The 25336-nt window shown below is 72.4% G+C and carries 21 protein-coding genes; 4 read left to right on the top strand and 17 right to left on the bottom strand.

Annotation, left to right across the window (positions count from 1 at the left end; all coding sequences use genetic code 11):
- Positions 1 to 219: hypothetical protein (locus tag AB0881_RS06270; RefSeq protein ID WP_366614685.1), on the top strand; the 219-nt coding region annotated here is incomplete at its 5' end.
- A 132-nt stretch (positions 220 to 351) separates the two neighbouring features.
- Here the strand turns inward: AB0881_RS06270 and AB0881_RS06265 are convergent.
- Entirely contained in the window at positions 352 to 1074 is a 723-nt protein-coding gene (locus AB0881_RS06265; protein WP_366614684.1) for a TetR/AcrR family transcriptional regulator, read from the bottom strand.
- Positions 1075 to 1233: 159 nt separating this feature from the next.
- Here AB0881_RS06265 and AB0881_RS06260 point away from each other — a divergent pair, with 159 nt between their 5' ends.
- Both AB0881_RS06260 and AB0881_RS06255 read left to right on the top strand, forming a co-directional pair.
- Complete coding sequence (locus AB0881_RS06260) at positions 1234 to 1983, top strand: ABC transporter ATP-binding protein (RefSeq protein WP_366614683.1); 750 nt, start codon at positions 1234 to 1236, stop codon at positions 1981 to 1983.
- A 3-nt stretch (positions 1984 to 1986) separates the two neighbouring features.
- Positions 1987 to 4575 (top strand): ABC transporter permease, encoded by a 2589-nt coding sequence (locus AB0881_RS06255; RefSeq protein WP_366614681.1) that lies wholly within the window; start codon positions 1987 to 1989, stop codon positions 4573 to 4575.
- Between the two features lie 121 nt (positions 4576 to 4696).
- Here the strand turns inward: AB0881_RS06255 and AB0881_RS06250 are convergent, their stop codons facing one another.
- The 6 genes from AB0881_RS06250 to AB0881_RS06225 form a co-directional block, all read right to left on the bottom strand.
- Positions 4697 to 5503 (bottom strand): cytochrome c biogenesis CcdA family protein, encoded by an 807-nt coding sequence (locus tag AB0881_RS06250; RefSeq protein ID WP_366614679.1) that lies wholly within the window; start codon positions 5501 to 5503, stop codon positions 4697 to 4699.
- A complete protein-coding gene (locus tag AB0881_RS06245) occupies positions 5503 to 6057 on the bottom strand; it encodes a redoxin family protein (RefSeq protein WP_366614678.1) in 555 nt (184 codons plus the stop codon). Before AB0881_RS06245 ends, AB0881_RS06250 begins: the two co-directional genes overlap by 1 nt.
- Before the next feature lie 101 nt (positions 6058 to 6158).
- A complete protein-coding gene (locus AB0881_RS06240; RefSeq protein ID WP_366614677.1) occupies positions 6159 to 7295 on the bottom strand; it encodes an acyltransferase in 1137 nt (378 codons plus the stop codon).
- 163 nt (positions 7296 to 7458) lie between these two features.
- A complete protein-coding gene (locus tag AB0881_RS06235) occupies positions 7459 to 11778 on the bottom strand; it encodes an amino acid adenylation domain-containing protein (protein ID WP_366614675.1) in 4320 nt (1439 codons plus the stop codon).
- 122 nt (positions 11779 to 11900) lie between these two features.
- Positions 11901 to 13904, bottom strand: coding sequence for a hypothetical protein (locus tag AB0881_RS06230; RefSeq protein ID WP_366614674.1), 2004 nt, complete (start codon positions 13902 to 13904; stop codon positions 11901 to 11903).
- Between the two features lie 59 nt (positions 13905 to 13963).
- Entirely contained in the window at positions 13964 to 15337 is a 1374-nt protein-coding gene (locus AB0881_RS06225) for a cytochrome P450 (RefSeq protein ID WP_366614673.1), read from the bottom strand.
- 332 nt (positions 15338 to 15669) lie between these two features.
- Here AB0881_RS06225 and AB0881_RS06220 point away from each other — a divergent pair, with 332 nt between their 5' ends.
- A complete protein-coding gene (locus AB0881_RS06220) occupies positions 15670 to 17271 on the top strand; it encodes a GMC family oxidoreductase N-terminal domain-containing protein (RefSeq protein WP_366614672.1) in 1602 nt (533 codons plus the stop codon).
- Positions 17272 to 17296: 25 nt separating this feature from the next.
- Here the strand turns inward: AB0881_RS06220 and AB0881_RS06215 are convergent, their stop codons facing one another.
- The 10 genes from AB0881_RS06215 to AB0881_RS06170 form a co-directional block, all read right to left on the bottom strand.
- Complete coding sequence (locus AB0881_RS06215) at positions 17297 to 17914, bottom strand: hypothetical protein (protein WP_366614671.1); 618 nt, start codon at positions 17912 to 17914, stop codon at positions 17297 to 17299.
- Positions 17915 to 18007: 93 nt separating this feature from the next.
- Positions 18008 to 19591 (bottom strand): serine/threonine-protein kinase, encoded by a 1584-nt coding sequence (locus AB0881_RS06210; RefSeq protein ID WP_366614669.1) that lies wholly within the window; start codon positions 19589 to 19591, stop codon positions 18008 to 18010.
- Complete coding sequence (locus AB0881_RS06205; RefSeq protein WP_366614668.1) at positions 19584 to 20159, bottom strand: hypothetical protein; 576 nt, start codon at positions 20157 to 20159, stop codon at positions 19584 to 19586. The genes AB0881_RS06210 and AB0881_RS06205 overlap by 8 nt, the downstream gene beginning before the upstream one ends.
- Positions 20160 to 20277: 118 nt before the next feature.
- Positions 20278 to 20712: an SRPBCC domain-containing protein gene (locus AB0881_RS06200; protein WP_366614667.1), complete on the bottom strand. Its 435-nt coding sequence runs from the start codon at positions 20710 to 20712 to the stop codon at positions 20278 to 20280.
- Positions 20702 to 21061, bottom strand: coding sequence for a metalloregulator ArsR/SmtB family transcription factor (locus AB0881_RS06195; RefSeq protein WP_366614665.1), 360 nt, complete (start codon positions 21059 to 21061; stop codon positions 20702 to 20704). The genes AB0881_RS06200 and AB0881_RS06195 overlap by 11 nt, the downstream gene beginning before the upstream one ends.
- Positions 21058 to 21426: a VOC family protein gene (locus AB0881_RS06190; RefSeq protein ID WP_366614664.1), complete on the bottom strand. Its 369-nt coding sequence runs from the start codon at positions 21424 to 21426 to the stop codon at positions 21058 to 21060. The genes AB0881_RS06195 and AB0881_RS06190 overlap by 4 nt, the downstream gene beginning before the upstream one ends.
- Before the next feature lie 84 nt (positions 21427 to 21510).
- Positions 21511 to 22857, bottom strand: coding sequence for a ferritin-like protein (locus AB0881_RS06185; RefSeq protein WP_366614662.1), 1347 nt, complete (start codon positions 22855 to 22857; stop codon positions 21511 to 21513).
- On the bottom strand, positions 22854 to 23684 hold the full coding sequence (locus AB0881_RS06180; protein WP_366614660.1) for a DNA-binding domain-containing protein: 831 nt from the start codon (positions 23682 to 23684) through the stop codon (positions 22854 to 22856). Before AB0881_RS06180 ends, AB0881_RS06185 begins: the two co-directional genes overlap by 4 nt.
- The gene (locus AB0881_RS06175; protein WP_366614658.1) at positions 23677 to 24516 is read right to left on the bottom strand and encodes a DUF692 domain-containing protein; all 840 of its coding nucleotides are present in this window, start codon (positions 24514 to 24516) and stop codon (positions 23677 to 23679) included. Before AB0881_RS06175 ends, AB0881_RS06180 begins: the two co-directional genes overlap by 8 nt.
- Positions 24513 to 25175, bottom strand: coding sequence for a hypothetical protein (locus tag AB0881_RS06170; RefSeq protein ID WP_366614657.1), 663 nt, complete (start codon positions 25173 to 25175; stop codon positions 24513 to 24515). Before AB0881_RS06170 ends, AB0881_RS06175 begins: the two co-directional genes overlap by 4 nt.
- Between the last annotated feature and the right edge of the window lie 161 nt (positions 25176 to 25336).

The raw sequence follows: 25336 nt of genomic DNA, 5'->3' as shown, positions 1-25336 counted from the left end.
GGGCGCGTCACCGACATCCGGCCCGTGGACAGCGCGCTGAACCTGCTGTGGCACGCCGAGCAGCTCCACCGCCTGGCGGCCGGGCTCGACCCCGACCCCGGCCGCCCGTGGTGGCGGACCCTGGGCTCGGTGGTCCGCATCGGTCCCAGCGCCCTCCGTCCCAAGCGAACCCCGGCGCCGCCGGGAGTCGCCCTCCGGCGCGGCCGGAGGCATACCTGAGGCTTGCCGGGAGGCGGAACTCCGGCCCGACTCCGAGGTGACCGGCGAGCGCGACGGCCCGTCGGGGAACTCCCGCGCGGTCGGCGGCTGCGCCGGCCTCCCCGCGGCTGCACGAGGAGGCCCGAGCCGTGGTCACTGCTGTGCGGGCCGGACGCGGGTCAGCAGGCCGTTCAAGAGCATCTCCAGGCCGAGCCGCAGCCCGTCCGGCTGCGCATCCTCGCCGTCGGTGAAGAGGGTCAGTGACGCGCGCAGGCGCGGGAGGCGGTCCGGCGGGAGGATGTCCAGGTACTGGGTGATCTGGGACGTCCGTCGCTGGAGTTCCCTGGCGGTGGCGGCCGGGTCGGTGGTGAGGCTCATCTCGTACGCGGCGGCGGTCAGGTGCAGGGAGAGCGCGTCGGCGGCCGCCATCGCGTCACGCGGGGGGATTCCTCCGGCGTGCAGGAGGGCGAGGACGCCGTCCATGAGCTGGAGCGCCCTGGGCGTGGTGGGGATCACGGTGTCAAGGGCAACGCGGGCGACGCCGGGCTTGGCGATCAGCGCGTGCGCGGTGTCCAGCAGGAGGTCCATGAGCTGCTCCCGCCACCGGGCGGGGTCGGGCTCGGGGATGTCGATCGTCGCCATGGCCGCGTCCAGTAGCAGTTCGTGCAGCTCGGCCTTGTTCTGGACGTAGGCGTACAGGGATCCGGCGCCGGTTCCGAGGTCTTGGGCGACCCGGCGCATGGTGGTCGCCTCCAGGCCCTCGGTCTCCAGGATCCGCATGGCGCTGTCCATGATCGCGTTCAGGCTCAGGTTCCGCCGGCCCCTGTTGGCGCCGCGCACCCAGGGCGGGGGCGGCAGCGAGTCCCGGTCCGTCATGCGAACACCGTACTTGACGCAAACGGTGTTCGTAAATATAACGGTGTTTGTTGTACAAACAGTGTTCGTAAGCCTTTCTGGCAGCGAAGGAAGGACACCGATGGAAGCGCCCCGATCCGGTAGGACCGATCCAAAGGGTGTGCACAGCACATGGAAGCGATGACGACATCGCGCGAGCAGGCGGGCGTGCCCGTCGCCGTCGCGAACGACCTGGTCAGGTCGTACGGGCACGGGCAGAACGCCGTGCAGGCCCTGGCCGGGGTGTCCGCCGAGTTCCGCCGCGGCCAGTTCACCGCGATCATGGGGCCTTCGGGGTCGGGGAAGTCGACGTTCCTGCAGTGCATGGCGGGGCTGGACACGGTCACTTCGGGAACGGTGCGGATCGGCGAGGTGGACATCACCTCGCTGGGGCGCACGGAGCTGACCCGGCTGCGGCGCGATCGGCTCGGGTTCGTGTTCCAGTCGTTCAACCTGCTGCCCATGCTGACCGCCGAGGAGAACATCCAGCTGACCGGACGGCTCGGCGGGCGCGACGCCGACGCCGGCTGGTTCGACACGATCGTGGACGCGCTCGGGCTGCGCGGGCGGCTGCGGCACCGGCCGGCGGAGATGTCGGGCGGCCAGCAGCAGCGGGTGGCCGTGGCGCGCGCGCTGCTCACCCGTCCCGAGGTGCTCTTCGCCGACGAGCCGACCGGCAACCTCGATTCGCGGTCGGGCGCCGAGGTGCTGGGTTTCCTGCGGACCGCGGTCGACTCCTACCGGCAGACGGTGGTCATGGTGACGCACGATCCGGCCGCCGCCGCGTACGCCGACCGGGTGCTGTTCCTGGCCGACGGGCGGATCGTCGGGGAGCTCGCCGAGCCGACCTCCGACCTCGTCCACGCCCGCATGCGGAAGCTGGAGGGCTGAGGCATGTGGCTGATCGCCCGCAGATCCTTCACCGACGGGTGGCCCCGGCTGCTGGCCACACTGCTGGCCGCCCTGTTCTCGGTCGCGCTGATCGCCGGGACGGTACAGTTCGCCGCCCGCGCCCAGAACGCGGTCTCCGGCAGCGGCGCCAGCGAGTACTCCCGCACCGACGTGCTGGTGCAGGGCGGGTCGGTCGACACCGGCGACCCGCAGGCCGTCCCCGACGGCGGCATCCCCATCGACCGGGTCGCCGCGCATCCCGGGGTCGCGGCGGTCGCCGGCGACGCCGTCATCCGCGTCATCGCGGCCGGGCGCGACGGGCGCGCGATCACCCCGCCCGCCGGGGCGCGCACGCTGCTGCGGCCCTGGGTCGCCGAACCCGGGCTGAACCCGTACCGGACCGAGTCCGGGCGGGCGCCCGCCGCCGACGGCGAGGTCGCCGTCACCCGGCACCTCGCCGAGGCCGGACGGCTCGGTGTCGGCGGCACCGTCACCGTCGCCCTGCCGCGGCAGACGCGGACCATGAAGATCGTCGGCGTGGTGAGCGTTCAGGGGCGCGGTGCCGTCACCTCGGGCGACCTGCTGCTCGCGCCGCCCGAGACGGTGCGCCGCGACGCCGGGCTCCCCGCGGGTACGTGGCAGAGCGTCTGGGTGAAGGCGCGGCCGGGGGTTCCGGCCGGCCGGCTGCGCGGTGAGCTGGAACGCGGCCTCGGTACGGGCGCCGCCACCGTCCGCGAGGCGGGTGCGGTACGGGACGCCCAGGCCGCCGGGCGGGCCGGGCAGGGCGCGGAGATCGGCGGCGGCATCGGCATGCTCACCGGCGTCGCCGCGTTCGTCGGGCTGTTCGTGGTCGCCAACACCTTCGGCGGGCTGATCCGGCAGCGCACCCGCCGGCTCGCCCTGCTCGGCGCGATCGGCGCCACGCCCGCGCAGATCAACGCGCTGATCCGGCTGGAAGCCCTGGCAATGGGCCTGCCCGCCTCGCTCGGCGGGGCACTGCTGGGCGGCACGGTGGCCGACGTCCTGATCCGGCTGTTCGCCAAGGACGGCTTCGACGTCTCGGCGGCCGATCCGGCCCCGCTCTGGATCGCGCTCGCGGCGCCCGCCGCGGCGGGGGTCCTGGTCACCCAGCTCGCCGTGTGGAGGGCGGCGCGCCGCGCCGCCGCGATCGTCCCCATGCAGGCGCTGCGCGAGAGCGCGCACGAGCAGCCGCTGCGGCGCCGGCTCCGCCTGGTCACCGCCCTGCTGATCTTTCTCTCGGCCTTCGTCTTCTACGGCCCGGTCCCGGCCGTGCTCAACGACGACCCGCCCGGCCCGGAACGCACCAACGCCGTCGCGGCGCTCATCGCCTATGGCTCGATGGTGATCGTCATCGCGCTCGCGGTGCTGGGACCGCTGCTGGTGCGGCCGTTCGGCGCGCTCGTCGGAAGCCTGGCGACGCTGCTGAACGGCGAGGCCGGACGCCTCGCGCGGGCCACCATCACCCGCAGCCCCCAGCGGGTGTCGTCGGCCGCGTCCTCGCTGATGCTCGGCGTCGCCCTGGCGTCCACCGCCGCCATCATCCTGGTCTCGGCGAACGGCCGCTTCGACGAGGTGAGCGCGCAGGTCATGCGGGCCGAGCACGCGGTGTCGACCACGGACCGCACGCCCGACGGGCTGCGGCCGCTGCCCCGCGACCTCGCCGACAGCCTCGCGAAGGTGCCCGGCGTTACACGGGCGTCCGCCCTCACCACGGCCGATGTCAGGCTGGTGTCACCGGCGCCGCGCCCCCGCGCCTCCGACCAGAAGGCCGGCCCCCTGCACCTCGCCGTCACCGGAGCCGACCAGCAGACCCTTCCCGAGGTGCTGGAACTGGGCGGCAGCCTCCCGGCGCTCGCGCCCGGCGAGATCGGCCTGCCGTCCGCCGTGATGGAGGCCCAGCGCCTCGAGCCCGGCCGGCGGATCGTCGTGCACGGCCGGCACGGCGAAGTCCAGCTCACCATCGCCGGTGCCTACCACGACCCCTCCCACCTGTTCGCCGACCAGGGCCTGGTGGCGCCCGCGACGATGGAACGCCTCGACCGGAACGCGCCCGCGCGGCTCGTCCTCGTCCGCGGCGGGACCGCCGAGGCGATCGAACGGGCCGTCGCGGGCATTCCCGGCGCCGAGGTGCTGGACCGCACCGGCTACGCGCGCCTCGCGTCCGCGACGTTCGCCGAGGGCACCACCGTCATCTACGGGTTCATCGCCATGACGCTGCTCCTCGCCCTGTTCGGCACGGCCACCACCGTGTCGATGAGCGTCACCGAACGCAGGCGCGAGTTCGGGCTGCTCGGCGCCGTCGGCACCACCGGCCGGCAGATCCGCTCCATCGTGCGCTGGGAGGCAGCGACCGTCGTCGTCCTCGGGACCCTGCTCGGCCTCGGCGTCGCGGTCGGCACCGTCGGCCTGATCCACCTCGCCACCGGCAGCTCCTTCATCCGCCCCGCCGCACCCTGGTGGATCTACCTCCTGATCACCGCGGCCGCCGCCGCCGTCACCCTGGGCACCACCGCCCTGCCCGCCCGGCGCGCCTCCTCCGTGCCCGTACTGGAGGCGGCCGGAGCCGAATGATCCAACGCGGTTTCGCCGGACGTGCCGCGCCCCGTCGCGGTCCGGCCTGCCGCTCCGGGCGCGCGCCCCTCCAGCCCGCAGGTCAGGCAGGACCCCGGCACGAAGACCCGACGAGGCCCGTTCAGGCACGGCGGCGGCGAAGCAGGACGAGAAGCCCGACGGCGGCGAAGGCGGCCGTGACCGGCCAGGGGCCGAGGGCGTCCAGCCAGCCGGTCACCGCGCCCTGCACGCGGGTGACCGCGCCGATGACGGGGTCGTCGGCGGCGGCGCCGGAAAGGACGCGCAGCTCGTACCAGCCGTAGTAGGCGATGTAGAGCCCGGCGAGGACCAGCAGGGCGCCGCTGGCGCGGGAGACGTGCGGCAGTACGCGGCGCATGCGGTGGACGGCGCCCTCCCGCGCCAGCACGACGAGCATCGACAGCAGGCCGATGACCAGGCCCATGCCCAGCGCGTACGCCACGAACGCGGTCACGCCGCCCAGGATGTCGCCGCCGCCGGAGACGAGCCCGGTGACGGCCAGGAACGGCGCGATCGTGCAGGACAGGGACGCCACCGCATAGGACGCCCCGTAGCCGTACAGGGCGGCGAACGAGCCGGCCGGGCCGCCCGCGTTGAGCCGCGGCACGCGGACCAGGAGTTCGCGGCCGGACAGCAACCAGCCGCCCAGAGCGAGCAGGACGGCTCCGATGACGATCGACGCCCACGGCAGGTGCTCCTGGATCGGCGCCGTGGCCAGCGAGATCACGATGCCGAACGCGCCGAAGACCGTGACGAACCCGGCCGTCATGGCGGCCGCCAGGCGCAGCGCCCGCCAGGCCCCGCCCGGCCCCGCGATCAGCAGCGCGAGGTAGGACGGGAGGAGGGCGAAGCCGCAGGGGTTGAACGCGGCCACCAGCCCGGCTGCCAGGGCCAGCGCGATGCCGTCCACTACTTCGTGTGCGCGTCGACGAGCCTGGACAGTTCGGACTCATCCAGCGGCCCCGTCGCCTTCCGGGTGGCGCCCGAGGGGCTCACGAAGACGTACGAGGACTGCGAGGTCACCTTGAAGTGCCGGTAGAGGGCGCCGTCGCGGTCGTCGAGGTGGACCAGGCCGGTCGTGCCCGTCCGGCGGACGAACCGGTCCATCTGCTCCTTGTTCTTGTCGAGCCCGGCGACGCCCACGAAGGCGACCTTGCTCCCGTACTTCGCGGCGCCCTTGGCCACTGCCGGCCCTTCGCCCTGGCACTTGGGGCACCACGGCGCCCAGAACCAGAACACCACCGGCTTGCCCGCCAGCGCGGCACCGTCGTACGGCTTGCCGTCGAGGGTGGTGCCCGTGAACTTCAGCACGGCGGGCGCCTTCGCACCGTTCGCGGGGGTGGTCGAGGACGGGGCGGTAGAGGCGGGCGCCGCGGCCGAAGTGGTGGGGGCGGCCGTTTCGCCGCCACCGCACGCGGCGGCCGACAGGGCGATCACTGCGAGCGTCGCGATGTGCCTCTTCATGGCCCCGACACTAGACCGCGGAACGGCCGCGAGATCTTACGAGACGATGACGTCCCGATGAGGCGCGCCGAGGCAGGGTGAAGGGCTTCACGGCCCTCGCTTCACGGGCGGGACCGGTCGGCGGTGGAGCTCGAGGGGGCGGGGCGTGGGCGGGGACGCGCCCACGCCTTGTTCAGCGGGCGTTCATAGAACCGGTAGAGCATCCAGGCGAGGAACTGGGCTGTGAGCATGAACGCCGCGGCGGACGGCAGCGCGGCCCACGGAGAGAGGGCGTCCTCGGCCGGCAGGAGCGGCGCGGCGACCAGCAGCAGCGGTACGTGCACGACGTAGAGGGCGTAGGACGCCTCGCCCAGCGCCGACGGGGCGGGGCGCGCCAGCCAAGCGGAGCGTTCGTGCACGTCGGCCCTGGCGAGTCTCACGATCACCAAGGTGAGCGGGATGGCGAAGGTGCTGCCCAGGACGTAGGTCGGCGGCAGCACCGCCAGCGCCCCGCATGCGGCGAGGAACGCCAGGAGGATCCCGGTGCGGGGAACCTGCCGCCAGCCGCCGGTCTGCACCAGGCGTGCGGTGATCACTCCCAGTATGAATTCGGGAAGCCTGACCGGTGGCAGGACGTAGCAGAACCACAAGCCGTACTCACTGATCGGTATCCAAGAGGTCGGCCTAGGGCCGGGAATGTGGGCCGCCACCAGCGGTAGCAGCAGCACGATGGCGGCCGTGGCGGCCCAGAGACGGCGAAGCAGCCCGGCGCGGACCGCGCGGACGGCGGCGATCAGGACGGGGAACAGGGCGTAGAAGAACGCTTCGCAGGACAGCGACCAGGCGGGGGTGTTGAAAGCCGCGTACACCTCGCCGCGGGGAACCCAGTTCTGCAGAAGGAACAGGCCGAGAACGGCGGCGTAGGGCGGGGGCGCGTCCGCGGCTTCCAGCGACGGCAGCGGCGTGAAGAACGCCACCGCGACCGCCCACGTCAGCGCGTGGTCGGGAAAGATCTTCCAGAATCTGCGGCGCCAGAAGGCACGCGCGCGGTCACCGGGAACGTGGGTCCAGGTGAGGACGAATCCGGAGAGGACGAAGAACCCGCTGACGGCGGCGGCCGCGACGGGGAAGGTCAGCAGCGTGAGGGAGTTCACCGGTCCGGCGAATACGAGCGCCGTGTGGCACAGCAGGACCGTGAAGGCGAGCAGGAACCGCAGACCCGTCAGCGAGGGAAGGCGTGCGTGTCCAGGGCTGGGCATGGGCGTCTCCCGAAGGCCGTACCGGTTGCCGGCGATCGCGTGATCGATCGCCGCCCGAGCGAGTCGACCGGCGCGGCGCCCGCCGTACCGCTCCCATCGATGACGATGTCGCCCGGCCGTCACCGCGGCCGGGCCGTGCTTTCGAAGTCCCGGCCCGCACGCTCTAGACCCGTGTACGGGCGCCGTCCTTCTCCCGCACGCGGGTCAGCCAGGCGTCGGGCTCGGCCAGTGCGGTCAGCGGTGGCGAGTCCGGCCGGGTGCTCGCCACGATGATCTCCCGCAGGCGTTCCAGCAGGCCGCGAACGTAGGAGGCGGGGGCGAAGGACGTGTCGTAGGCCACCGCCAGGTGGATCTGCTGTCCCTCCTGCCTGGCGATGAGGCCGAGATGCGCGGGAATGTCGAAGAGACCGGGAAAGGCCTCGTCCATCTGGTCGAAGCGCTCGATCGAGCACCCATCCAGGTGCATACCGGTCACGGACGGCAGTACGTCGAGGTAGATGAACTGCGAACCGGCCATCAGCTTCCCCAGCGCCGGCGGCCAGGTATGGGGGGCCAGCAGCGACACGCTGTCGTGCCGTAGCGCCTCCTGCAGGTTCCGGTGCCCGGCCGTCAGTGACGCGGCCACCGGCAGGTCCGGCCGCAGCCGGTGGCGCAGCAGTACCAGGTCGATGACGCAGCCGACCGTGTGCGCCAGGGAGTCGGGCCGCACGGAGCTGATGGTGAACATGCGGGTGTCCGGATCGCCGGTGTCCGCGGCGATGATCGCGCAGAACGGCGCGTAGACGGCGCCGGCGAACGTCACGCGCCGGGCCCGGGCCATGCGCAGGAAGGCGCGAGACGGTTCGGCGGGCACCTTCAGGCTCTGCACGCGCGTCCGGCCGACGGCCGTGCGGTCGAGCGCCCCGTCCGGGATCAGCTCGATCGGCGCGCAGCCGGCCAGCTTCCGGTTCCAGTACCGGAGGTCTTCCGGCCGGGGCTCCGCCGAGCGGGGGGCGGTCAGCCGGGCGTAGTCGGACCGCGGCGGGCCGGCCGGCCGGTGGCCGGCCAGGATCGCCCGGTAGCGCTGGCCGATCTCCCTCTCCAGGATGGCGAGGGAGGTGCCGTCGCCGACCAGGTTGTGCAGGCGCAGGGCCAGGAGGTGGTCGTGCTCGGACACGCGGACCAGTTCGGCGGCGAAGACCTTGCCGGCCGCGGCGTCCAGCGGGTCCGCCGCGTGGAAGGCCCCCAGCGTCACGTGGGGATCGGCATGGTCTCCATCGAGCGTGCGAAGCACCTGGCCGGCGGGCGGGTGGACGAACTGGTGGGCATCCTCCGGCCGGCCGTGGAGGTGCACGGCGGTGCGCAGCGCGGGATGCCAGGCGACCGCCTGGTCCAGGGCCGCCGCCAGTGCCGCGCGGTCTAGTGGCCCTCTGATGCGGTAACGGGTTTCGAGGAGGATGAGCGGGCCCGATCCCCGGGTCGATCCGGACCGGGCGTCGAACTGCCGCTGGAGCGTCTGCTGCGGGCTGAGCGGCAGCTTGCCCGACTGCGGGGGCGCGCTTGCGCCGGGTGTCGCCGTGCCGGGCAGGCGCCGGCCGGCTCCGCTGTCGGCGATCAGTATGGCCAGTCGCGCCACCGTGGGCGCGTCGAACACCACCCGGGCCGGTAGTTCCAGACCGAATCGTTCGTTGAGCCGGGTCGCCAGGCGGACCGCCAGCAGAGAGTCGCCGCCGATCTCGATGAAGTCGTCGTGCACCCCGACCTGGTCGATGTCCAGGATCTCCGACACGGCCGCCGCGATCCGCTGCTCGATCGGCAGGACGGGGCGCGCGTACTCGGTGCTCAGGCTGGGCCGGGCGGTCGCGGGGTCGGGCAGGGCGGCACGGTCGAGTTTGCCGTGCTCGGTGATCGGCAGTGCGGGGACGATGACGTAGGCGGTCGGCCGTTCGTGCTCGGGCAGCCGGTCGGCGGCACGGTCGCGCAGCAGGGGCACCAGCCGCTCGGTCGCGGTGGTGATGACCTGGCGGTGGATCGGCGCGTTGATCAGTTCGCCGTCATGCGGGGTGTCGGGCCAGCGGACCGCGGGCCCGGTGCCGTCGCCGGTGGGGCGGGTGAACAGCGCGTCGAAGGCGCCGTCGGGCCAGCCGGCGGCGCGCGAGAACCGCACCTGCCAGCCCCGTTCGGCCGCCAGCGCCGCCAGCTGCTCGGGGTGCACGGCGGCGTCCTCGGCCGCGGCGGCCAGCCGCCGCAGCGCGCCCGCGGTGTGCCGTTCGCCGTGACCGGTCAGCCGTGCCCGTACCGCGCACGCCCCCGCGGTGCGCCGGTTGGGGATCCGCGTCATCCCGACGGGGTCCTTGCCGGTGAGCAGCTCGGCCAGTTCGTCCAGCCCGCCGGGCCAGGGGTGCCACTGCGGAACGTCCAGGTAGTCGGTGGCCGGCGGCGCGATGACGACATCGAACCGGAAGTCGTTCATCTCGTTGCGCGCGGTGCCGCGCCGGGGGCGCACCTCCACGTAGCAGCCGGACAGCGTGCGGGTGAACCACCTGGGGTCCATCAGCAGGTGAGGATCGAGGTCGACGCGGCGCCGCCACCGCTGGCGCAGCGCCGCCACCGGGTCGTCGTCCTTCGCCTGCGCCAGCACCACCGCGGCCTGCAGGGCGTCCTCCAGGCCGAGGTCCTTCAGATCGCCCAAGACCACCCGCCCGCCCGGCGCCGCGGCCTCGCGTGCACCGGCGATGACCTGGGTCAGGTGCTCGGCCCCGTGGAAGTAGAAGGCCGTCGAGTTGCACAGCACCAGGTCGAATCCGGTCAGCCCGGTGGTGTCGCGGGCGTCGCCGGTGCGCAGTTCGATCTGGTGCAGGCCCAGCGCCTCGGTCTTGGCGCGCAGCGCCTCGATGGCGACCGGTGAGGCGTCGATACCGACGACGCGGTCGCATCCGGGCGCCAGCCGGGTGGTTATCATGCCGGTGCCGCACCCCAGGTCCAGCAGCGAACGCGGGTGGCCGCCCTCCATGGCCAGGGCCAGCGTCGCGCCGACCCACTCGTTCATCTGCTCCTCGGGCAGGCGCTCGCCGGTGTAGCTGCTGGTCCAGCCCACGTGCTCGTCGCCGTGGTCCAGCTCGCCCGTCACCGAGTCCCAGGAGCGCTGCAGCTCCGCGGCCGCCGACCGCTCGTCCCACCGCGGGACCACGTAGGCGACCAGCCGGCCCGAACGCTCGGCGACCACCGCGTCCCGGACCCCGTCGACACCGCGCAACTCGGCCGCGACGCCCTGCGGCTCGATCCGGAAGCCACGGATCTTGACCTGGTCGTCGACGCGCCCGTGCAGCTCCAGCCGGCCGTCCTGGCGCCACCGGCCCAGGTCACCGGTCCGGTAGACGCGCCGGCCGGGGTCGGCCGGGTGCGCGACGAACCGGGCGGCGGTCAGGTCGGGGTCGCCGAGATAGCCCTCGGCGAGGTTCGGGCCCGCGACGCATACCTCGCCCGTCGCCCCGTCGGCCGCGATGCCGCCGTCGGCGTCGATGACCAGCAGTTCGGTGTTCGCGATCGCGGTGCCCACGGTCACCTCGTCTTCAGGCCGCAGCGCCGCCGACGAACACCACACCGCCGTCTCGGTGGGGCCGTACCCGTTGACCAGCGCGACACCGGGCATGCACCGGTAGTGGTCCGCGACCAGCTGCCGGTCGCACGCCTCGCCCGCCACCATGATCTGGCGCAGCGCCGGTGAAGGGCCGTCGAGCGCGGGCAGGATGCTGCGATACAGGGACGGGGTGAGGATGGTGTGGCTGACGTCCCCCGCCGACAGGGCCGAGGTCATCTCCTCGGTCGCCGTCGCGGTGTCGGGCGACAGCAGGTCCACCGTCCCGCTGGACAGGAGCGTCCACCAGACACAGGCGATGGACGCATCGACCGTCATGGGGAAGATGACGGCGAACGCGTCGATCGGGTCCCGGTAGCGGTGCCCGTAGGCCTGCATCGAGTGGGAGGCGGCGCCGTGGGAGACGGCCACCGGTTTGGGGCGGCCGGAGGTGCCCGACGTGTGCATGATGTAGGCCAGCGCGTCCAGCGGCGGATCCTGCCCCGGCGGCGAGGCGGGCAGCGCCGCGATCCCGGCCGCCACCGCCGGATCGTCGACATCGATGCGGTCCATGCCCGCGGGCAGGCTCTGCGACCGCAGCCCGAGCACGCGCCGGGCGTCCAGAGCGGCCATCATGCTCGCGAGCGGACCCTGCGGAAGGTCGGCGTTCACCGGGACGTAGACGCCGCCGGCGGCGTAGATCGCCGCTTGCGCCACCACGGCCGGCACCCCGCGGGGAAGCGCGCATGCGACCCGGTCACCCCGCGCGACGCCTCTTTCGTGCAGGTAGCGGGCGAGGCGATGCATCTCGGCCATGAGCTCGGCGTAGGTCAGCCGCATCGACCGATCGCGTACGGCGGTGGCGTCGGGGCGCTGCTCGGCACGCTGCCGCAGCAGAGCCGGCAGCGGCAGCGCCGGGAAACGCACGGGACGGATCGATCGCTCATTCGTTAGCGCGTGCAGCTCGCTCAAGACTCTCCCTCACAGGCGGGCCGTGCTTTGCTGAAAGGCCGTCAGCGGGGAACGTGTTCCCGCTGTGCGGCGGACGCTCATCGCGGTGGGAGCCCGTCCTCGTCTCCTCGATCCCGTCTGGACGCCTCGTTCCGCCGGCTTTCGGCGATCAGGAGGCTGACACCGCCTGTGAAGCGGGCGTAGGGGTTGAGGCCGCTCAGTTCGGCGGCGCTGGTGGCGACGCCGAAGAAGGCTCGCCGCAGGGCCAGGCCCTGGTACGGCGGAAGGGAGTACGTTCGCCGGACGGCGTGGTCGGTATCGATGAACAGACACTGATCGGGATGGGGCGTCCGCTCGTCGGATTCGCCGATGATCGCCTGCTTCCAGATTCGGGCCAGCGCGCTGCGCAATGCGGTCGTTGCGTGCTCCGGAATCGTCCGGCCCGCCGCGGAAGCCGCCAGGACGGTGTCGAAGGCGGCACACCAGAGCTCGGCCAGAGCGGGCAGGCCGGAGTCGTCGCCACATGTGTCGCAGGCGGTGAGCGCCGCCTCGAAGGCGGCGTGGCAGGGGCGCAGGTCCTGGGGGTCGATCGCGGCGCCCGGCAGGCTTCTGCTGACCGCACGCCGAGCCAGCTCAGGGGCCGCATGGGGGCCGGCGAGCGGCGGGTCCTGCTTCCACAGCGGGTCCCAGAGCGGGGTGTAGAGGGTGTCGCCGGGAGGCAGCGCCGTGGACGCGACCGCCTGGAGCCGCCGGCCTGGGGCCGGCCATGCGAACGCCTGGGCGGCGGCGCTGCCGGCGGCGGTGAGGCCGCGCAGTTGCCTCCGCGCGTTCCAGCGCGGGGCGAGCAGGTACATCAGGCAGCCGCCCATGGCCAGTTCGGCCACCTCCTGGTGACCGGCGGTGCCGCATCGGCACTCGAGCGCATCGTCGATCACCCTGGCCAGAGCCTCGGCATAGCCGCGCACCGCGTCGCCGCCGCCTACCGCCAGGGCCACGTTGACCTCGTTGAAGCTCTCGCCCTGCGCGTGGTCCGGCACCATGTCGACGATCTCGTTGTAGCGGATCAGGTTGTCCAGCGCGCGCTGGATGGTGCCGCACTGGGCGGCGGCCGTGAAGGCGCCGAACTCGTCAGTGAGATGCCGGTAGGCGACCGTGCCCATCGGCAGGCGATGGTGCGGCGCCATGGCACCGTCCCACCAGCGGGCCTGCATGTACTCCAGAGGAGTCACCGGCCCGCCGCAATCGGCGGTGAACCGCCGCGGGTCGGCCAGTTCGTCGGCGACCGCTTTCATGGCGTCCTTGACCCGCATGAAGGCATCGACCAGGACGATGTCGTGCAGGGCGCGGGTGGCGGCCGGGCCGCTCAGGCAGGCGACGCCCTCGCCGGCCGCCCGCACGTAGGCGTCATGGCCGCCGCCGCCGGCATCGTCGGGTGCGCCGACGTAGTCGATGGCGGTGGTCAGGCACAGTACCGAGCCCGCCAGGTTGAGCAGCCCCCCGTCGGTGCACCTGATGAACTGCCAGGCCAGGAAACTGGTGAAGAAGTCGCGCATCACCATCGGGACGGCCGGCGGTGGACTCGTGGCGTTGCGGAGGCAGTACTGCGACAGGAACTCCTCCACCTCGCCGCCCTTGCGGGGGACGCAGGCGGCCAAGGCGGCCAGCACGCTCCCGATTCCGGCGTCGCCCGCCAGGCCCGCCCGGGTGGAGACCGCTGTCAGCAGCGCGGCGGCGGCCAAAGGACCCGAGGCCACGCTCGCGGCGACGTCGTCGCAGAACACCGCGCCGATGGCTTGGCGACACATCTCCTCGCCCGCGGGGGCTCGCGGCACCTGCGCCGACTCGTAGGGAACGTACGACGGCGGGTGGACCAGATACGTCGCCGCCCGCGGGGCCTGGCGCGGCACTGAGACCCCCGCGTCCGGCCGGTCCGCGGCCTCACCGACGCCCATGCGCAGCATGGACAAGCGAGTCGCCGCCGACGTGTCCTCCAGGCCGCAGGCGCCCGCATCCCACAAATCCATCCTGACCTGGGTTCTCACGCGCTGACGGCGGAGTTCCTGAGGGTGGATGTCGCGCACGGGCAGGGCAGGTGAAGACATGGAACTGCTCCTCCGTCTCCGGTGAATCGGCATCGCGCTGGGGCTCCACGGCCGCCGCGCTAAGGAGTGCCGGTACGGCGCGTAGCGCGCAGACGCAGCCGGGCGGGATGGAAGGTCAGGGCCATCTTGGGCCGGACGTCGGCGCCGGGAGGATGATCCAGGCGCCAGCGCGCGGCGATGGTGGCCAGCACCAGGATGGCCTCGGTCCGGCCGAACTCGTCTCCGATGCACTTGCGGGGGCCGGCGCCAAAGGGGATGTAGGCGGCGCGTGCGGGTTGGGGCGAGGCCGGATCCCACCGGTCGGGATCGAAGCGTGCGGGGAAGTCGTACAGGCCGTTTCGCCGATGAAGCAGGTAGGAGCTGAAGAACACGGTGGTCCCGGCGGGAAGGTGGTAGCGCCCCAGCCGGGTGTCCGACGTGGTGATGCGGGACAGGAACCACGGCGGCGGGCACAGGCGCAGGGACTCGGTGACGACCCGGCCGGTGAACTCCAGCCGGTCGAGATGATCGAGGTCGACGGGGCCGGTGCCCACCACCGAGTCGACCTCGGCGTGCAGGCGGGCCTGGACGGCCGGGTGGCGGGCCAGCAGGTGCAGGGTCCAGGCCAGCGTGGTGGCGGTCGTCTCGGTTCCGGCGATGAAGAAGGTGAAGGCTTGATCGCGGGCCTCGGCGTCGGTGAAGCCCTGGTCGCAGTCGCCCTCGGGATCGCGGGCGGCCAGGAGCGCCGACAGCAGGTCGCCGCGGTCGATGCCGTCGCGGCGCTCGGCGATGAAATCGTTGACACTGCTGCGCAACCGGTCCTGCGCCTGCTTGTAGCGCAGATTGCCGAGGGTGGGGATCCGCTTCACCAGCGGCGGGATGAGCGCTCGCCGGTAGATGTTGGCGAGGATGGTGTTGACGTCCCGAGTGATGATCGCCAGCGATTCCTGCGAAAGCGCCCTGCCCAGCAGGGCGGAAGTCAGGTTCTGCAAGCTGATCTTCTGCATTTCCGGGATCACGTCCAGAACCTGCCCCTCGCGCCAGCTGTCGCAGGCCGCGGTGGTATGCACCGCCATGGTCGCGACATAGTCACGCAGCCGGGACCGGTGAAAGGCGGGTTGGGTCAGTCGCCGCTGGCGCCGGTGCAGAGCGCGCGGGCAGGCGGCGAGAGTGTTGCCCACGACCTCCCGCCTGGCCGAATCCCAGAGCAGCCCGCCCTTGTCGAAGGTGCGGTCGTCCCGCAGGACCTGCCGGGTCAGCTCCGCGTCGCACACGAGAACCGTTCTGATCTTCCCGAAACGGACCTCCATCAACTCGCCGTCGGCGGGCAGCGAGTCAAGGAATCCCTGCGGATTTCGAAGCAGATTCCAGGTATGCCCCATGACCGGCCGGCCGCCCGGCGCCCGAGGGATCGTTTCTGTAGCAGCCCCGTCGATGCCAATGTCGTTGCCCATGTGCGCATTCGCCCCGCTCTCGGTGCTTCTGGCGATGACCGGACTCGTGCACATCGGCGCCACCATGCCCGGACAGGCCAGCAAGCCTAAGGCGGATCGTCACTCACTGTAACTATCCAAATACGCTAGGTAGTCATCCCGTCGAGGAGTGCCTCTGGATACCGGTCGGCCACCGCAGCACCTAGACCGCCACGAGCAGCAGGGAACCCGTTCTCCGGCCGACGCCGCGGGAAGCTACCGGTCGGGTTGAATGAGACTTGAGTCTAGACGAGTATCTAGGAGTCGTTCTAGCATGCGGCCGGAGACTCATCGCCTGTCCGTCTGGGGGCCGCGTGACCAAGAGCGCCGACTATGTCGTTGTAGGGGCCGGGAGTGCCGGGTGCGTGCTGGCCAAGCGCCTGGCCGAGTCGGGCGCGAGCGTCGTGCTGGTGGAGGCGGGCGGGTCGGACCGTACGCCGCTGGTCCGCAAGCCGGGCCTGATCGCCGTCTTCCACAACGTCCCGCAGCTGAAGAAGCGGCTCGACTGGGGCTTCTACACCGCACCGCAGGCGAACGCGCTGGAACGGCGGATCCCGCAGACGCGCGGGCGGGTGCTCGGCGGCTCGGGCTCGATCAACGGGATGCTGTTCGTCCGCGGGAACCGCAGGAACTACGACGACTGGGCGGCGGAGGGCTGCGACGGCTGGGGCTACGACGACGTGCTGCCCAGCTTCAAGCGCATGGAGAACTGGGAGGACGGCCCCAGCGACCTGCGCGGTTCGGGCGGCCCGATCCAGGTGACCAGGGCGAAGGACCTGACACCGGCGGGCGAGGCGTTCCTTGAGGCGCTCTCCGCCACGGCGGACGTGAAGCGCATCGACGACTACAACGGGGAGACGCAGGAGGGCGCGGCCGTCTTCCAGCAGAGCGTCCACGGCGGCCTGCGCTACAGCTCGTCGGTGGGCTACCTGGACGGCCACGGCCTGCCCAACCTCACGATCGCGAAGGGCGCCACCGTCGCCCGGGTGGTGATCGAGAACGGCCGGGCGACCGGGGTCGAGACCCTCACCCGGAACGGCCGCGCGACGATCCGCGCCACGCGGGAGGTGATCCTGTCGGCGGGGGCGTTCGGCTCCCCGCAGCTGCTGATGCTGTCCGGCGTCGGTCCGGCCGCGCACCTCCGCGACCTCGGCATCGCCGTCCACGCGGACCTGCCCGTCGGCGACAACCTGCACGACCACCTGTTCGTGCCGATGACGTTCCCGATGCCGGCCGCGCGGCACCGGGGCACCGCGCCGTACTTCGCGTCCGGGGTGCTCAAGGAGACGGTGCGCGGCGGTACGTGGGTGGCGCGCAGCGTGTTCGAGGGGGTCGGTTTCGTCCGCAGCCCGCAGGCCGGGGACATCCCGGACCTCCAGATGCACGCGCTGCCGTGGTCGTACCCGTTCCCCAACCAGGACGCGCCCGTCCGGCACGCGGTCGACAAGCGCCCCGCGCTGACGATCATGCCGACGCTGATCTACCCCAAGAGCCGCGGCACCCTCCGGCTGGCCTCGGCCGACCCGGCGGCGGCGCCGCTGATCGACCCGGCCTACCTGTCCGACCCCGCCGACTCCCGGCTGCTGCTGGACGGGATGGAGCTGGTCCGCGAGGTGATGAGCAGCAAGATCATGGGTCCTGGGCCGATCACCGAGCTCTCACCGGGCCCCGCGTTCCCCGACCGGGCGGCGCTGGCCCGCGAGCTGCCGAACCGCGCGACGACCGTCTACCACCCGGTCGGCACCTGCCGGATGGGCGCGGACGAGCGCGCCGTGGTGGACCCCGAGCTGCGGGTGCGCGGCATCGAGGGGCTCCGCGTCGCGGACGCCTCGATCATGCCGAGCATCGTCGGCGGCAACACCGCGGCCCCGTCCATGATGATCGGCGAGCACGCGGCCACGTTCATCCTGCCCTGATCCGGGGCGGGGCGGGCCGCGGCGGTCAGGCCCAGAAGCCGCTGCCCATGACGGACGCCACGACGTACGTCCCGATGCTGAGGACGACGCCCGTGCCGAGGACGAGCCCCGTGCCCGACCAGCCGGTCCCGCCCCGCTTCAGGACCGCGCCGCGCACGGCGAAGCCCAGCACCATCACGCCGATCACGCCGAACGCGGCCGTGCTGACGCCCTTCTGGGTGATGTTGGAACGGCCCTCGGCGTCCGATCGGGCGAGCGCCTCGGGACCGTACTCGCCGTCCTTGCGCGGGCGCAGGTAGGCGGGGAACGACTCGCCCCGCTCCAGCCCCGAGGCGTCGTGCTTGTTGGGGAGCGAGACCTCCTCCCGTACGACCTTGCCGTCGTCGCTGCGGAACGAGCCGCCGCAGGCGGTCTTCCCTCGGGAACTCGCGCAGTCGTACAGCGTGAACCGTCCCGGTACGCCCTCACTGAGGGCCCGCTGCGGCTCCCTGTAGTCGTCGCTGAACATGCCCCAGCCGATGAACATCAGGAGTGCGCCGCCGGCCAGGGCGCCCGCCACGCGCCCCCAGCTGCGTCCCCCGGGCTTCCTCTCCTCGACCGGTCCAGCCGTGGGCTTCTTGCTGGGCTGCTCCGCTTCTGTCACTGTTCCGCCTTAGTCGTCGCGAACGTCCGCTGAAATCCAGCGGTGATCATAACGACTACGCAGCGCTCCCGCTCGCGTCGTCTGAGTGACGCTTCAGGGAACTTCGACCGTGAACGTGTCGAACCCCGCCGCCGCCTCCGGAACGCCGCGGGCATGGGCGAGCACGCCCACGGCACCCGGCCCCAGCGGGGCGGACGTGTCGGTCGCGGCCGCGGCGTGCCGCCCGTTGACGGTGAGGCTCAGGCGCACGCCGCCGCCCGGCGCGCTCCGGCAGCGGGCCTCGATGTGGTTGGTGGCGGCGGGCGTGAAGGCGCGGCGGAACGGCGACAGGTCGGTCCCCTGCCCGGCGGGCGCCCGCTTGACGATCGCGGCCTCGCCCGTGCCGGTCACGTGGAACTCGTACTTCGCGGTCGGCCGCCTGGGCGGATTGCCGCGGCACCACACCCCGTACGCGCCGGTCCCGTTCGCCCTGGCGGACACGAGAACGTCATCGTGGCGGGACGTGTCGACGTTGGCGGAGGCGGGCAGGTTGCCCTGGCTCGCGACCGTCAGCCGGTAGCGCCCGTCGGCCAGCTCCGCCGACGCGGCGACGGGGCTCGTGTACCGCCCCTCCGGCCACCAGTACCGCCCGGAGAAGTCGTCATGGCGGACGAGCCCCTGATCCGCCGCCGGCCGCGGCCACAGGAGGAACGCGGCACCCACCGCACCGGCCGCGACGACCGCGCCGAGGGCGAGCACGCTCCGCCGCGCCCACCACCTGCGCCCGGCCGGCGCCTCGGTCGCGTCCCGCGGTGCCGCCCGGCCGGCCGGCGCCGTGCCCGCCTCGCCCGTGCCCGCCCCACCCGCCCCCTGGGCGTCCGGACGGGGAAGGTCGGCGAGGTCGATCGCCTGGGTGATCTGGAGGCCCGAGCCGGTCATCTCGTCCAGCAGCTCGGCGATCGTCGGGCGCGCCGCCGGGTCCGGCGCCAGCGCCGCCCTGACCAGCGGCGCGAGCCGCACGTCCAGGCCGTCCAGGTCGGGCGGGCGGTTCGTGCTGCGGTAGTGGACGGCCTCCAGCGCGCCGCTCCCGTACGGCCAGCGCCCCGTTCCGGCGTACGCGACGACGCAGCCCCACGAGAACACGTCCGAGGCCGCCGTCGCCCGGTGCCCCTCGAACCGCTCCGGCGCGATGACCGGCGGCGTCCCGAACACGAACGGTCCCGTCCGGCCCTCGGTGTTCTCGATCTGCGCGATGCCGAAGTCGATGACCTTCGGCCCGTACGGCGACAGGATGATGTTGCTGGGCTTGAGATCCCGGTGGACGATGCCCGCCCGGTGGATCGCGCCCAGCGCCACGGCCGTGCCGACCGCCACCGACTCCAGGCGCCCGCCGTCCAGGGCCCCGTCCCGGGCCAGCGCGGCGGCCAGCGTCTCGCCCTCGATGTACTCGGTGACCAGGTACGACGGGTCGCCGAACGAGGCGTCCAGCACCGCCGCGGTGCAGAACCGCGCCACCCGCCGCGCCGCCTCCGCCTCGTCCCGGAACCGTTCCAGGTACTCGGGGTGCGCGCTCCACTGCGCGTGCATGACCTTCAGCGCGACGCGCTCGCCGCCGGGGCCGCGGGCCAGGTGGACGACGCCCATTCCGCCGCTTCCCAGGAGCCGCTCCAGCCGGTACGGCCCGATCCGCCTATCCACCGCTGCTGAGCTGCTGGAGCCCGGACTTGAGGGGGACCTGCTCGCCGCCGATGGTCACCGTTCCCTGGCCGGGCTTGATGGGCGGCGCGGGCTGGTTGACCCCGTTGCGGGTCGCGACGCCGACCTGGTCGCCGTTCGGCAGCAGCACCCAGCCGGCGACGAGCTGCCCGTTCGCCGACTGCGCCCGGTACAGCCCGGCGGTCCTGTCGACCGGGGCCGCCTTGAACGTCCGCAGCCGCCCCTCGATCCAGAACGTGCCCTCGCCCTGCAGGGTGTTGAAGAACCCGGCGGGCTTGCGGTCCTTGGCCGCCAGCAGCGTCACCATGCCCTCTTTGGCGACCGAGCCCTCGAACCAGGCCTCGTCCTGCTCGTCGCACACGAAGGCGCGCGCCTTGCCGTCCAGGACCGCGACGGCGAGGAAGTTCCCGGTCTCGTTCACGACTCCGGCGTATCCGGCGAAGCGTTCGGCCGCCGAGGCGTTCGCCGTCTTCCGCGGCGGCGGATCGGCCGCGCAGCCGGTGATCATTATCCCGGCCGCGACCCCGGCGACCAGCAAGGAGCGTCGCATGGCTCTCCCCCGTGGAAAGTGTCGTTTCCTGGTTAGATGCTGGGTTTCCAGGAAAAGATGCAGCTCGCCACGGGGAAGCGGCCATATGGCCGTTTGAGGCCGGGGGACGGGCGGCGCCCTACGGGGCCTCGTCGAGCGCGCGAAGCAGCGACCGGAGCACGCCCGTCCGCCATCCGCTGCTCATCCCCTGGAACGCGGCGGCCTGGACGGGATCGTCGAGGTCGAAGCCCGCGTGCTCGATGAACAGCCGGGTCCCGCGCCCCTCGGCGGCCAGCCGCCAGGTGACGGTGGTGTCCAGGGTGCCGCCCTGCCAGCTGATCCGCATCAGCCGCTCCCGGTCCAGCTCCAGGACCTCGCACGGGATGATCCCGTCGAATCCGAGGTGCGGCATCGGCTTGGTGGTCATCGTGAATCGGTGGCCGACGACCGGCTTGAAGTCGTTCGGCATCAGCCACCGGGCCAGCAGGTCCGGATCGGTGAGCGCGCGCCAGACCTTGGCGGGCGGATGCGGCAGGAACTCCTCGACCTCGATCGACGTACGCTCACCGCTCATCGTGCTCCTCCTCGGTCTCCGGCTCGTCCGGTTCCTCGTCCAGCAGTTCGCGCAGGCCGGCGAGCTTCTGCCGCCAGAACCGCTCGTACGGTGTGAGCCATCGTGAAAGCTCCATCAGCGGCTCCGCCTCAAGCCGGTAGATGCGCCGCCTGCCGCTGCGCTGCTCGGTCACCAGCCCGGCGTCCCTGAGCACCTTCAGATGCTCCGAGACGCTCGGCCTGCTCATCGCGAAGTGCGCGGCCAGCTCGTTCACCGAGCGCGGCCCGTCCAGCAGCAGCGCGGTCAGGTCGCGCCGTACCGGGCTGGCCAGCGCCCCGAAGACGTCGACCGTCGCGGCCCTGCCGGTCATCGCCCGTCCGGGGCGGAGAGCACGATCCCGTTGCCGTCGGGGTCGCCGAACGTGGCCTGCCGCCCCCAGGGCAGGTCCTGCGGCCCCTGGACGTCCACTCCCGCCTGCCGGAGGCGCTCGCAGTCGGCGTCCAGGTCGGCGCTCTCCAGGATGAGCCCCTGGACGCCGCCGGGCGCCATGTCCGGCAGGTGGTTCGCCAGCACCATGCTGGTGGCGGCGCCCTTGGGAGCCACCTGGAGCCAGCGCATCGGCCCCATCTCCCGGTCGGCCAGCACTTCCATGCCGAGCACACCGGTGTAGAACGCCTTCGCCGTGTCCTGGTCGGACACCGGAACGGTCAGCAGCCGCACATGCGTGATGTTCATGCGCCCCACATTAGGTAGGTGATTCCCTACCTGTCAAACGTAGGAGAACACCTACCTATCGGCGACCGCCCACCCGCCCCTCGTTCAGGCATCGACGATCAGCCGGATCTGCCGCTGGACGCCGTCCTCACCGCCCAGCTCGGGGAAGTGCGGCATCGCCTTCTCGCACAGCTCCATGAGCTGCTGCTTCTTCGACTTCCCCGACGCATCGTCGAACTTGTAGTACTCGAAGGACGGGCCGGTGCGCTTCCCCTTGAACTTGCCCGCGTCGATGGTCGAGCCGACCAGCATCCGCGCGATCGGGTAGAGGATGCCCTGCATGGCGGCGATGACGTTGCGTTCGAGCGCGTAGCGGTGGCTGAAGAGCTCGATGCGCCTGGTCCCCGGCACCACCTCCTTGCGCACGTCCTTGACGGAGGTGGCGAACAGGACGTCGAGCAGATGGAGCATGTAGCAGTACGACGCGTTGAACAGGTTCTGCAGGCTCAGCGTCGCCGGCGCGTCTGCGAGGGTCTTGACGGTCGGATCGGTCAGGAGCGGCCAGACGGCCTCGGCGCTGTCCATGGGGACCGCGTAGTCGGCCTCACCGTTGCCGGCGCCGATCCCCTCGATGTGCTCCTTGATGCGCAGGAACTTCTCGTAGTGGCTGAACTCCTCGAACCCCGGCCGCGGATTCGCGGGGTTGGAAGGGGTGAACTTGTGGTCGCCGGTGGCCCCCTCACCCTGGTCGACGATGATCTCCAGCGCCTGCTTCGCGGTCTTGAGGCTGTCGACCCGGACCGGCTTGCCGCCGCCGAACTGGTTCCAGAAGCCCCGGTCGTACTGCTTGTCCACCTGGGCGCGGGACCAGTCGATCTCCTTCTTGGCGTCGGCGTCCACGAACGCCTTCTCGATGGCCCGGTAGAACGCCCCGAGGCTCGTGTACTGCCCGGGATCGTTCGGGTGCGCCTCGAAGTACGCCGCGTTCGAGTCGACGTGGTCGGGCTCCTCCACCCGCAGGAACGTGCCCACATGCTCGGTGCTCAGGCTCTTGAGGTGCAGCGGGATCGTGGGAGTGGGCTTGTCCCCCGGCTTGTAGCGGTTCAGCATCGCGCTGGGGAACTTCGGGATGAAGTCCGGGTCGTAGAACTTGATGGCGTCGCCGTGCCCGATGGCGATCATCAGGTTGCGGGCGAGCGCCAGATGGAGCATCTCCTCCACCACGATCCCGGTCAGCGTGCGCTGCACGCCCAGCGGCGGCGACCACTGCGAGTAGCCGTCGGTCCTGATCGAGTACAGGGCGTACATGTAGAGCGGGATGGTCGACAGCTCGACCTGCGCGGCGACGTGCAGATGGTCGGCCAGCGCCTGGACGTCCGGGATCGGCCGCCCCACCGCCAGCGTCCTGACCGGCACCATCAGGGCCACCTGGGGCTCCGTCGTCATCGTCATCGTGTCGTTCCTTCCGTGATGTCCGTGGTGACCGTGGTGAAGAACCTCTGGCCGGCCCATCGGCGCAGCCATGCGAGCCCCTGTTCGGCGCCGGCCCCCGCCTCGTCCAGCGCGTCGCCGGCCGTGGCGCCCCGGACGAGCGCGCTCAACGCCCGGTAGGCGGCGGGATCGACCTCGGAGACGGTGACGGCGTGGTCGGTGCGCGAGAGCACCAGATGGACGGCGCGCGGCGCGGGAAGCTCCGGGTCCCGCCCGAGCCGTACCGCGCGCAGGTACTCGTGGGCGGGGAAGCAGGCGCGCAGCAGCCGCAGGCACGGGGCGGGAACGAGCCGCAGCCGCGCCAGCCGCGCGGGATCCGCGGGCAGGTCGCCCGGCCCGAGGACGGCGGTGCCCTCGGTGCCCGGCCCGTCCAGGACCTCGGTGAAGAGGCGTTCGAGCCGGGCCAGGTCGATCAGCGTCTGCGTCCACGACCCGGGTTCCCCGGGCGGCCGGCCGGCGTCCGGGCGGGTGGCCTCAAGGTAGTCGGCGAATCCCTCGTCCAGCCGGAAGAGGGTCGGCGTGCGCGGCGGGCACGCCTCCAGGTACGCGAGGGCGAACGCGTCGAACGTCTCCCGCCCCAGCAGGTGGCACAGCCCCTCGTGCAGGCCGCGCATGCCCTCGAGCAACCGCAGCCGGTAGCCCCGCCAGTACACGCCCAGCCGCTGCTCCGCCGTCATCGTCCCGGAGGCGGTGAGGACGCTCCCGGCCGCCTCCGTCGGCCCGCCGGGAGCGAGGATCGCGTCCTGCATCCACCGCTGCAGCCTGGCCAGCTCCGACCGCTCAGGCACCGCGGGCCTCCGCGGCCGCCCGCCGGGCCTTGGCCAGCTCGGCCTCCAGGACGGAGAACGCGGGCAGCCGGTCGTCCCACTCCAGCAGGGTCGGGACGTCCCCGGCCAGCTCGACCGCGAGCCGGTACAGCTCCCAGACCGGGCCGGCCACCGGGGCGTCGTGGGTGTCGATGATGTGCGTGCCGTAGTCGGTGTGCCCGGCCAGGTGCACCTGCACCACACGTTCCGGCGGGAGCGCCCGCAGGTAGGCCACCGGGTCGAACCCGTGGTTGAACGCGGACACGTGGACGTTGTTGACGTCCAGGAGGAGCCCGCAGTCCGCCTCGTCCGCCATCCGCGCCAGGAACTCCGGCTCGCTCATCGTCGAACCGGCGAACTCGGCGTAGCTGCTGGGGTTCTCCAGCACGATCCGGCGGCCGAGGAAGTCCTGCACGGCGCCGATCCGGCGCACGACGTGCGCGAGCGACTCCTCCGTGAACGGCAGCGGCAGCAGGTCGTGGGTGTTGAGCCCGGCGACGCCCGTCCAGCACACGTGGTCCGACACCCACGCGGCGCCCACCGCCTCGGCCAGGTCCCGCAGCCGCGCCAGGTAGCCGAGGTCGAGCGGATCGGTGCTGCCGATCGACAGGGACACCCCGTGCAGGACGACGGGGTACCGGTCGGCGATCTCCTCCAGGGCGGCGCGGCGGCCGCCCCGCGAGTCCATGAAGTTCTCAGTGATCGCTTCGAAGAACCCCACCGCCGGCCGGTGCCGCCGGATGTGCTCGAAATGCGGGGTCCGCAGCCCGACGCCGAACCCGAGCGCCTCGTGCCCCAGGCGGGGCGCCGTCACTTCCCGGTCCGGCGGGCGGGCCCCTGCCGCGGCGGCATCGGCACCGGGTCCGAGGTCCGCGGCCCCTCCGGGAGGGGCGGGTCCTTGATGGCGTCCGGATCGACGTCGCGGAGGTCGTACCGGGGGATCAGATCGTCCGGGATGCCCTCCCCCGGCGACGGCCCGAACGCGAGGCCCGCCCGGTACATCCGGGCCTCCATCTGCCGCCGCGCCTGCTTCCACACGCTCTTGCCCTTCAGCGGGCCCGCGCAGAACACCCGGCTGACGTTGATCGGGCTGGCGCAGCTGCCGTTGAACCGGCAGTCATGCTCGCCGGGACGGAACTGCTGGGCGTCGTCGCCGGCGTACCCGCAGCCGCCCTGCCCCCGGCACTGCCCCTCGCCGTGGCAGACATGCCGTACGGTGGCGCAGTTCCCCGTCCCGGCCATGTAGGCCGCGCCGTCGATGTCGAACCCCTTGCACGCGCCCAATCCTTGGCAGACGTGGAGCTCCTTGTAGATCGGCTCCTCGTACTTCTTCGCCTTCGCCGCCGCGCCGTCGGGCGCGGACCTCCGGCCGCTGCTCAGGTCGTGCATCTCCGCCGCGTACTCGGTCGAGGGCAGATCCTCCGGCCGGGCGTCCTTCTTGCCGCCGTCGCGCTGCCGCTTGGCCTCGCCCATCCGCATGCCTCCAGAACGAGAAGTCGATGTCCCCATCGGGCGACCGCGCCCGCGGGCCGCGGGCGCGCGGAACGTACCGGTGAGGTCCCGTCCCGGCCCGGCGGCCACAGACATCCCTTCCGCTCACCAGGCAAAACGCACCACCATGGAGCGGCTTGATC

This window comes from Spirillospora sp. NPDC029432, assembly GCF_040703975.1.
Taxonomy (GTDB): Bacteria; Actinomycetota; Actinomycetes; order Streptosporangiales; family Streptosporangiaceae; genus Spirillospora.
This window is presented reverse-complemented; position numbering and strand designations above follow the sequence as displayed.